The sequence below is a fragment of the Candidatus Paceibacterota bacterium genome (genome assembly GCA_028714635.1).
Classification (GTDB): Bacteria; Patescibacteriota; Minisyncoccia; order Phycocordibacterales; family JAQTLZ01; genus JAQTLZ01.
This window is the reverse complement of record JAQTLZ010000004.1, coordinates 64,101-78,486: the sequence shown is the minus strand read 5'-3', so window position 1 is coordinate 78,486 and position 14,386 is coordinate 64,101. Positions and strand designations below refer to the sequence as shown.

Sequence of the window (14,386 nt, the reverse complement as noted above, 5' to 3'; positions counted from 1 at the left end):
AGAATATTCCCATGTCTGAAGAAAAAAAAGATGCAAAAGGTGATTTTGCTACTATTCTCGTACACCAGTTGCGCACACCTCTCGCAGGAATTAAATGGACATTATCCGGAGTACTCAAAGGCGATCTTGGGCCTTTGAATGACGAGCAAATGAAAGTTCTGGAAAAATGTTATGAGGACAACGACAACACCATTGCAATTGTGAATGATATTTTAAGTTTAGATACATTGAAGTCTGGAAAATTTCAGTACAACTACGAGGAAACCCAAGTTGTGGATCTCATCTCAAATATTGTCACAAGCTTCCTTCCTTTGGCAGAACGCTATGGAATTGATTTAGTTTTTGAGACAGAAGGACTTTCACTTCCTCCCTTGGTTGTAGATCCAAATAAAATTCATACCATACTTCAAAACCTCATAGAAAACGCCGTAACTTATTCAAAACCAGGTACGAAAATAAGCGTGAAATTAGTTCCGGGTAAAGATGAATTTACAGTATCAGTTTCTGACCAAGGAATTGGAATTTCGAAAGAAGAACAGCCGAAGATTTTCAGCGAATTTTTCCGCGCGAAAAACGCAATTAAGCAGAGAAGGGATGGAATCGGACTTGGGCTTTACATCATCAAAAATGTGCTCGAAGGACAGGGAGGAAAAATATGGTTTGAAAGCGAAGAGGGAAAAGGAACCACATTTTTCTTCACTATTCCAACAAATAAGACAGTTTCCTAACTTTTCCACTTTGACCTCAAGGTTTCTTTTTGCTATACCTGTTCGGGGAAGTACAACACGGGAAAGGAGATTAGCGCAAATGCTACAAGGAAAAGAGGCTCGCGGTGGCCTTTCAAAACGCTGTAACATTGTCGAGGTTTTCGCAGAGATGGAACGAAGGGGCGAAAAGATCATGCCCCAAGTAGAACCATCCCAACCCCAAGACTTCGAGTCGTCTCCGAGATCACATCCGGAAACGATCAAGAAAAATCATCGCTCCTTCAGTTGGAGCCCTGGAAGCATACTCTTTTAGAAGTTCGAAAGGATTTCCACGGAGCTCGGACTTCGGTTCGAGCTTTTTCTTTTTCTAAGATTATAGTAGACTAGAACAATTCATACATAACCCTATGCGTCACCGCGTAGGTCTTTGCTGTCTTTTATGAAGGAAAATCAAGATAAATTAGTTATCAGGGGCGCCCGCACCCACAACCTAAAAAATGTGACGGTAGAGATGCCTCGCAATAAAATGGTTGTTTTCACAGGGCTTTCCGGAAGCGGGAAGTCGTCTTTGGCGTTCGATACCATTTTTGCTGAAGGACAGCGGCGATATGTCGAATCTCTTTCTTCATACGCTCGACAATTCTTGCGCCAAATGCAAAAGCCGGATGTGGACGAGATCATCGGCCTTTCTCCTGCAATTTCAATCGACCAAAAATCCCGCTCGAATAATCCTCGCTCAACTGTTGCTACTATCACAGAAATTTACGACTACCTCCGTATTCTTTACGCTCGTGTAGGCAAACCACACTGTCTCATTTGCGGAAGAGTTATTAAAAAGCATACGAACGAAGAAATTCTTGAAACGATTCTCAAAACTGTCGAATCTATCGAAACTGGTACAACTAAAAAGGTAATGGGAGTCGTATACGATACTCTTAAAATTCGAATTCTGTCGCCCCTTGTTGTTGGAAGAAAAGGTGAATATTACCAACTTCTCTACGATCTTCTCGGGAAAGGATATAAAGAAGTGCGAGTGGATGGGAAAAATAAAAAGTTGCGGGAACAAATTATTCTTTCCAAAACTCAAAAGCACGACATTGATGTGGTTGTTGATGAAATTTTCGTCACAGAACTCAAAGATCTAAAATCAAAAAGTGGAGCTCACGAAAGGCTTAGTGAAGCGATTGAACGTGCACTTGCCGAATCTGACGGACTTCTCCGAATCGAATACCCCGGAGAAGGCGGAGAAACAAAAGAGCATCTCATCTCTGCAAAATTCATGTGCGCATATGATGGATTTTCATATCCAGAAATCGAGCCCCGCCTTTTCTCCTTCAATTCCCCATATGGAGCGTGTCCAGAATGTAACGGACTTGGAACAAAACATTTTTTCGGTGAAGAACCCTGTCCAAAGTGCAAAGGCGCTCGGCTTCGGGAAGAAGCCCTTCATGTATTTCTTGGCGAAGGAAAAGTAAATATTGTGAATCTGGTTGGAATGTCTATCGCGGATTGTTTTGATTTTTTCTCGAAACTCAAACTCACCGCCACAGAAAAAAATATCTCGAAGGTGATCATAAAAGAAATTGAAAGTAGGCTCCAATTTATGATCGATGTCGGTATTGATTATCTCTCTCTCGATAGGCGCGCCCATACGCTCTCGGGTGGAGAAGCGCAGCGAATTCGCCTCGCTTCACAACTTGGTTCCGGGCTTGTGGGAGCGCTCTATGTGCTTGATGAGCCGACCATCGGTCTTCATGCGAGAGATAATGACCGACTTATTAAAACCCTGCTCCACCTTCGTGATATTGGAAACACTATTGTCGTTGTAGAACATGACGAAGATACGATTTTTGCATCGGATTACATAGTAGACATTGGCCCGGGAGCAGGAGTACACGGCGGAGAAATCGTTGTCGCCGATTATCTTGAAAAACTTCTTCTGGCCAAGAAAAATGATTCGAAATCTCTTACTCTTTCATATCTGCGCGGAGAAACGGCAATAGAACCGCCGGAAGAAAGACGAACTGAAGAAAAAGGTGCGCTGAAAATCCGCAACGGAAATATCTTCAATATTAAAAATATGGATCTCGATGTTCCGCTTGGCAGACTTGTGAGCGTGACCGGTGTGTCTGGTTCTGGGAAATCCTCCCTCGTGTACGAAATAATCCATAAAAATCTCCAATGCCGACTTGAACGCCATTTCCGTTCAAACGATACTCACAATTGCTCTTCATTCACAGGAAGCGAATATATTGGACGAACGATTCTCATTGACCAAAGTCCGATCGGCCGAACTCCTCGTTCAAATCCTGTAACCTACACAGGTTCGTGGATATTCATCCGAGATCTTTTTGCAGCTTCAGCCGAAGCTCGCGCTCGCGGATGGAAAGCCAATCGATTTTCATTCAATGTAAAAGGCGGACGCTGTGAAAACTGCCAGGGAAACGGAATGATTGCCGTTGAAATGCATTTTTTGCCGACAGTCTACGTTCCTTGCGAAGTCTGTGAAGGAAAGCGATTCATGAAAGAAACGCTCGAAATTAAATACAAAAAGAAAAGTATTTATGATGTGCTTCAGATGACAGTAGAAGAAGGACTCAAATTCTTCGAGGATATTCCAGCTATTTATGATCGAATGAAGACACTTGATGAGGTGGGTCTTGGATATTTAAGACTTGGCCAATCAGCGACAACGCTTTCCGGCGGGGAAGCGCAAAGAGTAAAAATTTCGTCAGAGCTATACCGTCCTCATCTTCAAAAGACACTTTACATTTTGGATGAGCCGACAATCGGCCTTCACTACGAAGATGTGCGAAAACTAATTGAAATTTTGCAAAGGCTGGTGAAGCACGGTAACACAGTGCTCGTGATCGAACACAACATGGATGTCATAAAAAGTTCTGACTATATTATTGATATCGGTCCAGAAGGAGGAAATGGGGGAGGGAAAGTGGTGGCAAAGGGGACTCCGGAAGAAGTTGCCAATAATACTAAGTCTTACACAGGCAAATATTTGAAGAAAGCTTTGAAATAAAAAGGAGCAAGCTTGCGCTTACCCCAATATCGTCTAACAAACTTCAGAAACTCATTGCGTGGTGAGTAATGCCTTGAATCTTTCCAAAGCCTTGCTCTTGTCGTGCATGCGAAAATCTTCAGGACAGCCAGCTTCCGCAATGCGCTTGATCCACGGGCCGTCTTCAGATACAACCAACACCGGAATCTTTTCCTCTTGTAACCGGGTAAAGATAGCAAAGAGCCATTGGTCCTCGATGATCGTAAATCCGCTCAGAATGACTCCGTCGATCCGCGACATTTGAACTACAGCAACAACATTCTCTGCGTCAAACTCCTTCCCCAGTCTCTGGGGCAGGATGAGGTCTACGCCAATCCGTTCTGCTTCGACTTCAAACGCTCGGAGCATTGCCTCCCTGCTTGCGGGTGAGCAGGATTCTATGGCGAGAATCTTCTTCTTTTTGACCCACCCTGTCGCCTCAACGACCATTGAGACAAAGTCTGCCATCGGATTCTTGGCCCACGTTTTGGTACAGCCAGCGGCGATGAGTTCATCGTTGATGTCACTCGACGCTGCGACCATCACACCGTCGAACTTCTGACGAATCTCCTTCACCAGCTTAATGGATGTCTTCTCGCCAAGCTTTCCATCAAAGAAAATGATGGCGATATCGGCGCTGTTTGTCTTGAACAAACCCTTGGCCTCTCCGATGGTGTAGGCCTGAAGGATGTCTTCTTGGGGAAATCCCACACCCTTTACCAACGCTTGCCAGCAAAGATCCTGGATTCCTTCGCTGTCCTCCACGATCAGCACTTTTTTTGTCATCTCTGAATTCTCCTTTTCTTTTCGGTTTCCTTGCCAAAGTAACGGCCCTTACTGTATCATTCAAAACACTATTATGTCAATTAGTCAAGAATCATTAAAAAATCTGCCAGACTTGCCCGGAGTATACTTTTTTCGATATGAAAAAGAGATTCTTTATATCGGCAAAGCCACATCTCTTCACGACCGAGTAAAGAGCTATTTTTCAGCACGGCTTGGGGAAGCTCGGAGCCCGCTTATCACCAAAATGGTTGAAAAAGCCGATTCAATTGATTTTCAGATTACTGATTCGGTTCTTGAAGCCCTCATTCTTGAAGCTGCTCTTATAAAGAAGCATCAGCCAAAATACAATACGGATGAAAAAGATGATAAAAGCTACAACTATGTCGTTTTCACAAAAGAAGATTTTCCTCGTATTCTTTTGGTTCGCGGTAAAAATCTAGATTCTCTGGATTATAAAGTGAAAGATATTTTCGGCCCCTTTCCAAATGGCGGACAGTTAAAAATTGCACTCAAAATTATTCGGAAAATTTTCCCATATCGGGACACTTGTACTCCACTTCAAGGAAAATTGTGTTTCAACGCCCAAATCGGCCTTTGCCCGGGCGTATGCGATGGACGAATGGGAAAAGTTGAGTATGCTCGGCAAATCACACACTTGAAACTCTTTTTTGAGGGGAAAAAATCTACTCTTGTAAGATCTCTTGAGAAAGAGATGAAAACCCTCGCCAAGAATAGAGAATTTGAAAAAGCAGACAAGATCAAAAAACAAATTTTCGCGCTCGGCCATATCCAAGACGTCGCTCTCCTCAAATCTGATATATCCCTAATTCGCGCGAATAAGGGATACATGAGAATCGAAGCTTATGACGTTGCTCATATAAGCGGAACTTCAACCGTTGGCGTAATGACTGTTGTGGAAGATGGGGAAGTAAAAAAGGCCGATTATCGGATGTTTAAAATCCGCACTGCCAAAGCGGGAAGCGACACGGGAGCGCTTCGAGAAGTACTTGAACGCAGACTGAAACACTCTGAATGGCCAACTGCAAATTTGATAGTAATAGACGGGGGAATTGCACAAAGAAATTTGGCAGAAAAAGTGCTAGAAAATTTTGGACTGAAAACTCCAATCATAAACGTAGTAAAAGACGACCGCCACAAGCCCGATCATTTCCTGGGAGACGAATTACTTGCTCGAAAATATAAGAAAGAAATTCTCTTAGCAAACAGCGAAGCGCACCGATTCGCAATTTCGTATCATAAAAGAGTCAGGGGAAAACTGTTCTAATCTAGGCTATGTTCTCTGTGGTATAATTTTTCTATGTCAAAGATCCGTGTCGGAGTTTTGCGCGGAGGAACTTCCCGCGAATATGAAAAATCTCTCAAAAGCGGAGCGAATGTTCTTAAAAATCTACCGGAAAAGTATGTCGGCTATGACATTCTCATAACGAAAGATGGAACATGGCATTTCCAGGGACTGCCGATCATTCCGGAAAAACTTTTTCCGAGAATAGACGTAATCTTTAATGCTCTTATAGTCGGCAATTATTCAGAAAACGCGCAAGTAGAGCATATTTTTGAATCTCATAATATTCCTTACACTGGTGGAGATCCTCTCTCTTCCGTTTTATCGAGAAATAAAGCTCTGACAAAAAGAATTCTCGAAAAACATGGCATAAAAACCCCTCACTCGATTGTGATGCACAAAGATGAATACAACGAGAATCGGATAATGGAAATTTTCAGGTCGTTTCCAATGCCCGCAGTGGTGAAGCCCGTTTCGGATTCGCTTTCCCGCGGAGTATCGCTCGCAAAAACCTTGCAGGAACTGAAAGAATCCCTACGGTATGTTTTTCTGCATTCACCGATCGCACTTATCGAAGAATATATAAAGGGAAAGGACGCAAAATGCATTGTTGTCGAAAATTTTCGTGGTAAGAAATATTACTCTTTCTTTCCGATAGAAGTGAGAAAATCAAAAGGAATCGAATTTATTAACAGCGAAATGCGTGCTGAAGAAATTCTAGAAAGAGCAAGTCCGGGCAATTTTACTAAAAAAGAAAAAGAAAAAATGGAGAAAGTCTCCGCCCAGGCTCATCAGATTTTAGGCATTCGGCACATTTCAAAAACCGACTTTGTTGTCCATCCAAGACGGGGCGTTTATCTGCTTGAAATAGATCCTCTTCAAGGTTTTTCTGAAAACACTTCCATAGCTCATTCGCTTTCTGTTGTGGGAGCTAAAATGTCAGATTTGATAGAGCACTTGATTGAACTGGCTCGTAAAAACTAAACAAATACAGAAAAAAACCTCCAATAATGGAGGTTTTTTTCTGTTCGGTGGACCCAAGCGGATTCGAACCGCTGACCTTTGCTTTGCAAAAGCACTGCTCTACCAGCTGAGCTATGGGCCCTCTAAGAACGCGATAGATTCTACACGAATTTATGTTTTGTGACAATAACAAAAGAAGGGAATTCTGTCTTAAGATTAGCGTCGAGAATTTTTCTCCCGCTCTTCCTGCCTCTGTGCGTCCTCCGCTCCCCGCCGAGCTTGATTCAATTCATCTTCAAATTTTGTCTTTCTGAATTTCAACTCCTTCATCTCATTCATTTCTCGCTTTAATTTCTGCTCTTTCATTTCAAGATCAAATTTTTCCTGCTTATTTCTTCTGCCCAGGGTCTCTGTTTCTCCGGCTAGTAGTCTGATTTTGTCATTAGTAAATCTGAGCTGATCTTCTGCTTCCCTAGCTTTTCGTTTCAATTCTTCTGATTTTGATGCCATGGTGATTTGAATTAAGAAATAATCACTTCTAGTATGACTCTTCTAGAAAAAACCCGCAATTCCCCCTTTAATAAAGCAGGGAGAAATGTTACAGTAATCTCGACATGAAAGAAGCCTTTGAACATAATCCGGAAAAATATCTGGAACGGACTAAAAAACGTGCCGACACAGAGTATCCGCCGGAGAAGAAGGGGGGTGTCGACCCTGAAATCGAGGATTTAAAGGCTCATTTTGCCGATGTCTCGTGGGAAAAGCTGAAGGGAACTGTTACATTTGATCTCCCAAGTGAAGAAGGGAGTGCACCCTCAAAATGCATAATCGAATACAATTCGATACTTGATGAAAATATCCTGAATCATTTTTCAGATTCCTCCGACCCGGATGGCGGGTTGGAAAGTATCCCCGATCTTCCCAACTATCGCCGAATAACAAATCTAACATTTCAAAATTCTAAAGGAGAGATTGTAAATCTCAAGGATATCTGCGAAGAAGTTTCAGTATATGTATACACGGGAGCTATGCCAGATACGAAGATGCGAGGAAAAACAAAAATCGGAGAATCGAAAGAGCTTGGAGGATTTTTCAACGGGGGAACTCATATTATTATGGTTGGAAGTAGCCCCATTTCAAAGCGGGGGATAAGCTACCTCCTGCACGAGATGGGACACGCTAAGAGAGACAGAGATATGACAATGGATGCTCAAGACAGGGCAGATACCGTGAGAGGAAAAATGGTCGAAGAAAAACCATTGAAAGCAATCGAAAGAGCTTCGATTATAAATGATGAACGTTATGCTGATGCATTCGCTCTAAATATAATGAGGAAATTCTTCAGTCGAAAATTTATGAAAGAGATAAACAAACAAAGTTACCGTTCACAATCGAAATATCATGACGCTTTGGGAAAGTGCGAAAGTAATGATGGGGTTTGGCAAAGATTCCTTGGAGAGACAATTTGATAAATTCCGCTAAATCCGTATGATATGAGCCATGTTGAATATAGAAATTGCAGCTGAAAAGCTTTTTTCATTTATGGGCTTGCCCATCACAAACGGCCTTCTTACAAGCTGGATCGTGGTTATTTTGCTTGTTGTTGCTTCCTATATTCTCTCGAGAAACATCCGCAAAGTGCCGAAAATGTTTCAAAATATCGTCGAAAGCGGGGTAGAGGAGCTCGTAGGAATGATGCAGGGAGTGCTTCATTCTCGAAAAAAAGCGGAGAAATTTTTCCCGCTTATTGCCACCATTTTCACCTTCGTTCTCATTTCAAACTGGCTGGGGATTTTCCCAGGGGTTGGTTCTGTTGGATTTAATGAGGTCAGCGAGGGGGTCACAAAATTCGTACCATTAACTCGCTCCGCAGCTGCTGATCTTAACTTCACTCTCGCAATTGCTCTCATTTCCGTAGTAATGGTAAATATTTATGCCATCCGAGAGCTCGGCGCAAAAATTCATTTCGGTAAATTTTTCAATTTCAAGGGTCCAATAGAATTTTTCGTCGGAATTCTCGAAATTCTCGGTGAATTTGCAAAGGTCATCTCTTTTTCGTTCCGACTCTTCGGAAACGTCTTCGCTGGAGAGGTGCTTCTCATCATTATGGGCGCGCTTGCGCCGTTTCTCGCTCCCATTCCGTTTCTCATGCTCGAAATCTTCGTGGGCTTCATACAAGCGCTGGTGTTTTCGATGCTAACGCTTGTATTTTTGAGCATTGCGGTCGAACACGAGGCTCATTAGACCCCACGAAGCGCGTGAGTAAAGTACGTTTACTTTCTTCAAGTCATGAGATATACTGGGGGCGCTTCTTTTTTTGTTTTCTTTATTTTAGTCATTATTATTAGCCATTAAAAAACATAAAAATGGACATAGACACAATTAAGTTGATCGCAGTTGCAGCAACTATTATCGGAGGAACCCTTTTCCCAGCACTTGCTATCGGAAAAATCGGATCAAAAGGCCTTGAATCTATCGGCCGAAACCCAGAAGCAGCATCAAAAATTCAGACAGCTATGGTGCTTTCTATCGCTTTCGCTGAAGCTATCGCTATTTACGCGTTGGTGGTTGCACTCATAATCAAGTTCGTCTAGTAAAGGAGGTTAGATACTGCCATGAGTGACCTTCTTAATCATCTGGGGGTGGATTGGAAATTGCTACTCGCACAAGTAGTGAATTTTGCCATTCTCGCTTTTGTTCTCGGTAAATTTGCTTACAAGCCGATCCTTGGGATGCTCAAAAAGCGCTCCGATGATATCGAGGAAGGACTTCGAGCAAGCGAAGAATCGAAAGAGAGATTGAGCAAGACAAAAATAATCGAGGAAGAAAGGATTCTCGCCGCTGACAAAAAAGCGCTTTCAATGGTGCAAGCTGCGGAGACAACTGCAAAAGTGCGCGGTGAAGCTATTATGGAAGACTCGAAGAAAAAGAGCGAGGGAATGGTGGAAAGCGCTCACAAATCAATCGAGCAGGAAAGAGGACGAATGGCCGAAGAAGTGGGGAAAGAGGCGAGCATGTTCGTCCGAATGGGGCTTGAAAAAGTCATCGGAAAGATGGATTTCAATGAGCGTGATAATGCACTTATCGCGGAAGCATTGAAAGAGATGAAGTCTGCTTCAACCCATAAATAACCTATGAATCCCGTTAGAAGCAATCAATATTTACAAACCATGCCCAAATCGAACCATTATCAGATAATCGAAGCTAGCTTCTAACGGGATGAAATACAAGCCGAAACAATATGCTGAAGCGCTCTACGAGACACTGGAAGGAGCGAAAAAAGGAGAAGAAAAAAAACTTATCCAGCATTTTGTTCAGACGGTAAAGAAAAACAAAGACTGGATTCGATTGCCGCTTATTCTCAAACATTTCGAGAAAATATTTGTCGAAAAGAACGGTCTGACAAAAGTAGAAGTTGAATCAGCGTATCCCTTGACCGCAAAAACAAGAAAAGAAATTGAAGGAATATTTAAAGACAAAGTACTCCTCGAAGAAAAAGTAAATCCAAGACTTATCGCTGGAATCCGAATACTTTTAAATAATTCCGTCTTTATCGATTCAAGCGCGCTCAAACACATTAACAATCTTTTTATAAACGCATAATTATGCCTTCACCAATCATCGAAAATCTGAAAAATGAGATCACTGGGTACAAACGAGAAGCTCGTGCCCAAAAGATCGGGAAAGTGACCGAAGTGGGAGACGGAATTGCCCGCCTTTCGGGACTTTCTGACGTTTCGATGCAGGAAATGGTGGAATTTGAAACAAGTTCTGGCAAAGTTTCCGGCGTGGCTTTCAACCTCGAAGAAGACAGCGTCGGAGTTATCGTTCTCGGAGATTATAAAAAAATTAAAGAGGGGGATATCGTTACTCACGCAGGACGCGTGCTTTCTGTACCAGTAGGGAACGAAATGATCGGACGAGTGGTTGACCCTCTTGGAAATCCCCTTGATGGCAAAGGCCCTATTTTTAAAACTGGTTCAAAACACGAATTTTATCCTACAGAACGAACAGCACCGTCTGTTATCGCACGTTCTCCTGTAAATACTCCGATTCACACCGGAATCAAAGCTATCGACTCGATGATTCCGATCGGCCGAGGGCAGAGACAGCTCGTCATTGGAGATCGACAAGTGGGTAAGACGTCTATTTGCATCGACACCATCATCAATCAGAAAAACGATACTCGGTTCCAGACACCAATCTGTATTTACGTCGCAATCGGACAGAAGGAATCAAAAATTGCAAAAATTATTGCGACCCTTGAAGCTGCGGGCGCGATGAAATACACGATTGTCGTCTCTGCTCCATCTTCTGCTCCGACTTCAATGCGATATTTGGCTCCATACAGTGCAACCGCCATCGGAGAATATTTTATGTACAAAGGGAAAGATGCCCTCGTGATTTACGACGATCTTTCAAAGCAGGCGACAGCATATCGAGAAATTTCTCTTCTTCTCCGACGTCCGCCAGGCCGTGAAGCTTATCCTGGAGACATTTTCTATCTCCACTCAAGACTTCTCGAGCGATCAGCAAAACTTTCGAAAGAAAATGGGGGAGGCTCGCTTACTTCGCTTCCAATCATCGAAACACAGCTTGGAGACGTGGCTGCATACATTCCAACAAACGTTATTTCTATCACCGACGGACAGATTTATCTCGAATCAGAACTTTTCAACCAAGGAACTCGTCCTGCGGTAAACGTCGGACTCTCCGTATCACGCGTGGGTTCTGCGGCGCAGACAAAGGCGATGAAGAAAGTGGCAGGGAAACTACGACTTGAGCTCGCCCAGTATCGAGAACTCGCTGCTTTCTCTCAATTTGCATCTGATCTCGATGAATCGACACGAAAAACCCTTACTCGCGGAAAAGCGCTTTCAGAATCTTTGAAGCAAGATGAGCTCGCTCCAATTCCATTCGAGAAACAAGCTGTCCTTATTTACACAGCGACAAATGGATATTTTGACGCGATTGCTCCAGAGAAAATCGTTGATGCCTCACTTTCTGTGATTGATTATCTTGAAAAGATGCACAAAGAGAAAATTTTTGAAGCGATCAAGAAATCAGGTGAAATGTCAGACGATATCCTTAAAACTTTGAAAGATTCTTTGGCGGAATGGGTGAAGATGCAGAAATAGTCAGTAGAAAGTAGTAAGTAGAATCAAATGCAATCATTACGAGATATTAAAAAAAGAATCAAGTCGGTCAAGAACATCGAACAGATCACCAAAGCAATGGAAGTGGTTTCGATGACTAAGATGCGAAAAAGCCAGGGTTACGCGCTTCGTGCTCGCCCTTATGCTATCGCCGCGTTTGAAATGCTTGAAAATCTTTTGACAAAAAGCCCGAAACTCCCGGAACTTTTGAAATCTCGAAAAATAAAAACTTCGCTTCTTGTTATTGTAACTGCCGATAAGGGTCTTGTGGGAGCTTTTAACGACAACATCGTCAGAAAAGCGCAGAACTGGATCAATGAAAGCCGCGAAAAAGGAGAATCTTTCAAAATAATCACTATAGGAAAGAAGGCCAAAGAGTACTGCGATCGAAAAAAGATCGCTGTCATAAAAAGTTTTCTTGATTTCGGCGACTATTCCGAAGCAGAGGAAGCTCTTCCAGTTGGAGATATGGTGCTTTCAGGCTTTATTGCAAAGGAATGGGATGCAGTAGATATCATCTACACCCATTTCCGTACAACACTGCGCCAAGAAACAGTTCTGCGAAAAATTCTCCCGGTCACAAAGACAGGAATTGAGGAAATCATCCGCGGTATTGTTCCTGAATACGGAAAATTCTCAAATGCAAACACTGGCCTCGCAGGAAATACCAAGCACCGATACAATTTTAAATACAAATTTGAACCATCGCCGGTAAAAATCCTTGACGTACTTCTTCCAGAACTTTTACGGCTCCACATTTACCACGTCATCCTCGAATCAAACGCTTCAGAGCACTCCGCACGAATGATCACGATGAAAAATGCTTCGGACAATGCGAAAGAATTGAAAGGGGAATTGAATCTTTCATACAACCAAGCAAGACAGTCAGGAATTACGGCACAGCTCAGCGAAATTATTGCAGGAAGCGAAGCACTTGAATCATAAAACTAATTATTAACACTATGTCAAAATCAAAAGGAAAAATTGTTCAGATCATCGGTACCGTTGTTGACGTTGAATTTGAAGAGGGCTCGCTCCCGCTTCTCTACAACGCTCTTACCACTGGTGAGGGTGAAAAAATGGTCACCCTTGAAGTAGCGAGACATCTTGGCTCCGGACAAATCCGAGCAATTTCCTTAAACTCCACTGACGGACTCGTTCGAGGAGCAGAAGTATACGATACAGGAGCTCCTATTTCCGTACCTGTTGGGAAAGAAGTGCTCGGAAATCTTTTCAATGTTTTTGGAAACACTATCGATTCAAACGCAAAAACAAACTTTACCAAACGATGGCCGATTCACCGCCAAGCCCCTCCTCTGGTAGATCAGCTTCCAAAGACTGAAATTTTCGAAACAGGAATTAAAGTTATCGACCTTCTCGCTCCATTCGTCCGAGGAGGAAAAGTGGGACTTTTCGGAGGTGCCGGCGTGGGAAAGACCGTGCTTTTGAAAGAGCTCATCCGTAACGTGGCAGAAGAATCTGGAGGTGTATCTGTGTTTGCCGGAGTGGGAGAGCGAACTCGTGAAGGAAACGATCTTCTTTTGGAAATGCAGGAATCAAAAGTTATCGACAAAGCAGCTTTAGTATTCGGACAAATGAACGAAGTGCCGGGTGCTCGTGCACGAGTTGCTCTTTCCGCCCTCACCATGGCTGAATATTTCCGCGACGAAGAATCAAAAGATGTGCTTCTCTTCATTGATAACATTTTCCGATTCTCACAAGCTGGTTCTGAAGTGGCTGCGCTTCTCGGTAAAATGCCTTCAGCTGTAGGTTATCAGTCAACGCTCGCAACAGAAATGGGAGAGCTCCAGGAACGAATTACTTCTACAAAGAAGGGCGCTATTACGTCCGTGCAAGCTATTTACGTCCCTGCTGATGACATCACCGACCCAGCTCCCGCAACTGTGTTCTCTCACCTCGACTCTACTATTGTGCTTTCTCGAGCGCTCACCGAGCTTGGAATTTACCCTGCTGTAGACCCGCTTGCTTCGACTTCTTCTGCTCTTGATCCAAAGATTGTCGGAAAGGAGCACTATATGGTTGCTCGAGCAGTGCAAAAAACGCTCCAGAGATATTCAGAGCTCCAAGACATCATTAACCTCCTCGGTATCGAAGAGTTGTCTCCAGAAGACCGCCTTCTCGTGGCCCGAGCTCGAAAGATCCAGAAATTCCTCTCACAGCCATTCTTCGTCGCAGAAGTATTCAGCGGTATTTCAGGTAAATTCGTAAAGCGAGAAGATACTATTCAGAGCTTCAAAGAAATTCTCGAGGGTAAGCATGACGATAAGTCAGAAGATATGTTCTATATGAAGGGGGGAATTAAGGAGGTTAAGTAAGTAAAAGTTTTTTTGAAGTTGCAGCTTTTAAAATGACTAAGACTTGGCCAAGCGGCCCGGAGCGGTCTTTTTAAAAGGTGTGA

14 protein-coding genes and 1 tRNA gene are annotated in these 14,386 nt (G+C 43.1%); 12 read left to right on the top strand and 3 right to left on the bottom strand.

Features of this window, described 5'->3' with window-relative positions:
- Nucleotides 1-11: 11 nt before the first annotated feature.
- On the top strand, nt 12-728 hold the full coding sequence (locus PHS53_03650; protein MDD5357211.1) for a HAMP domain-containing sensor histidine kinase: 717 nt from the start codon (nt 12-14) through the stop codon (nt 726-728).
- A 418-nt stretch (nt 729-1,146) separates the two neighbouring features.
- Nucleotides 1,147-3,741 carry an excinuclease ABC subunit UvrA gene (uvrA, locus tag PHS53_03645; GenBank protein MDD5357210.1) on the top strand — a complete coding sequence of 865 codons (2,595 nt, stop codon included), beginning with the start codon at nt 1,147-1,149 and terminating at the stop codon, nt 3,739-3,741.
- 51 nt (nt 3,742-3,792) lie between these two features.
- On the opposite strand, the gene PHS53_03640 is transcribed toward uvrA, so the two are convergent.
- Complete coding sequence (locus PHS53_03640) at nt 3,793-4,524, bottom strand: hypothetical protein (GenBank protein MDD5357209.1); 732 nt, start codon at nt 4,522-4,524, stop codon at nt 3,793-3,795.
- A 94-nt stretch (nt 4,525-4,618) separates the two neighbouring features.
- On the opposite strand from PHS53_03640, the gene PHS53_03635 reads away from it, so the two are divergent.
- Both PHS53_03635 and PHS53_03630 read left to right on the top strand, forming a co-directional pair.
- Entirely contained in the window at nt 4,619-5,830 is a 1,212-nt protein-coding gene (locus tag PHS53_03635) for a GIY-YIG nuclease family protein (protein MDD5357208.1), read from the top strand.
- Nucleotides 5,831-5,863: 33 nt separating this feature from the next.
- Nucleotides 5,864-6,832, top strand: coding sequence for an ATP-grasp domain-containing protein (locus PHS53_03630; protein ID MDD5357207.1), 969 nt, complete (start codon nt 5,864-5,866; stop codon nt 6,830-6,832).
- Nucleotides 6,833-6,880: 48 nt separating this feature from the next.
- Here the strand turns inward: PHS53_03630 and PHS53_03625 are convergent.
- Nucleotides 6,881-6,953 (bottom strand) — tRNA-Ala (locus PHS53_03625).
- A gap of 74 nt (nt 6,954-7,027) precedes the next feature.
- Nucleotides 7,028-7,321, bottom strand: a complete 294-nt coding sequence (locus tag PHS53_03620) for a hypothetical protein (protein MDD5357206.1) — start codon at nt 7,319-7,321, stop codon at nt 7,028-7,030.
- Nucleotides 7,322-7,425: 104 nt separating this feature from the next.
- Here PHS53_03620 and PHS53_03615 point away from each other — a divergent pair, with 104 nt between their 5' ends.
- The 8 genes from PHS53_03615 (at nt 7,426) to atpD (ending at nt 14,303) form a co-directional block, all read left to right on the top strand.
- Nucleotides 7,426-8,280, top strand: coding sequence for a hypothetical protein (locus tag PHS53_03615; GenBank protein ID MDD5357205.1), 855 nt, complete (start codon nt 7,426-7,428; stop codon nt 8,278-8,280).
- A 31-nt stretch (nt 8,281-8,311) separates the two neighbouring features.
- Nucleotides 8,312-9,055 carry a F0F1 ATP synthase subunit A gene (gene atpB, locus PHS53_03610; protein MDD5357204.1) on the top strand — a complete coding sequence of 248 codons (744 nt, stop codon included), beginning with the start codon at nt 8,312-8,314 and terminating at the stop codon, nt 9,053-9,055.
- A gap of 122 nt (nt 9,056-9,177) precedes the next feature.
- A complete protein-coding gene (gene atpE / locus PHS53_03605; protein ID MDD5357203.1) occupies nt 9,178-9,405 on the top strand; it encodes an ATP synthase F0 subunit C in 228 nt (75 codons plus the stop codon).
- A 21-nt stretch (nt 9,406-9,426) separates the two neighbouring features.
- Nucleotides 9,427-9,942, top strand: coding sequence for a F0F1 ATP synthase subunit B (gene atpF / locus PHS53_03600; GenBank protein ID MDD5357202.1), 516 nt, complete (start codon nt 9,427-9,429; stop codon nt 9,940-9,942).
- A gap of 88 nt (nt 9,943-10,030) precedes the next feature.
- Nucleotides 10,031-10,414: a F0F1 ATP synthase subunit delta gene (locus tag PHS53_03595; protein ID MDD5357201.1), complete on the top strand. Its 384-nt coding sequence runs from the start codon at nt 10,031-10,033 to the stop codon at nt 10,412-10,414.
- Nucleotides 10,415-10,416: 2 nt separating this feature from the next.
- Nucleotides 10,417-11,949 carry a F0F1 ATP synthase subunit alpha gene (gene atpA / locus PHS53_03590; GenBank protein MDD5357200.1) on the top strand — a complete coding sequence of 511 codons (1,533 nt, stop codon included), beginning with the start codon at nt 10,417-10,419 and terminating at the stop codon, nt 11,947-11,949.
- Nucleotides 11,950-11,976: 27 nt separating this feature from the next.
- Nucleotides 11,977-12,912: an ATP synthase F1 subunit gamma gene (atpG, locus tag PHS53_03585; GenBank protein MDD5357199.1), complete on the top strand. Its 936-nt coding sequence runs from the start codon at nt 11,977-11,979 to the stop codon at nt 12,910-12,912.
- A 17-nt stretch (nt 12,913-12,929) separates the two neighbouring features.
- Nucleotides 12,930-14,303 carry a F0F1 ATP synthase subunit beta gene (gene atpD / locus PHS53_03580; GenBank protein MDD5357198.1) on the top strand — a complete coding sequence of 458 codons (1,374 nt, stop codon included), beginning with the start codon at nt 12,930-12,932 and terminating at the stop codon, nt 14,301-14,303.
- Nucleotides 14,304-14,386 lie beyond the last annotated feature (83 nt).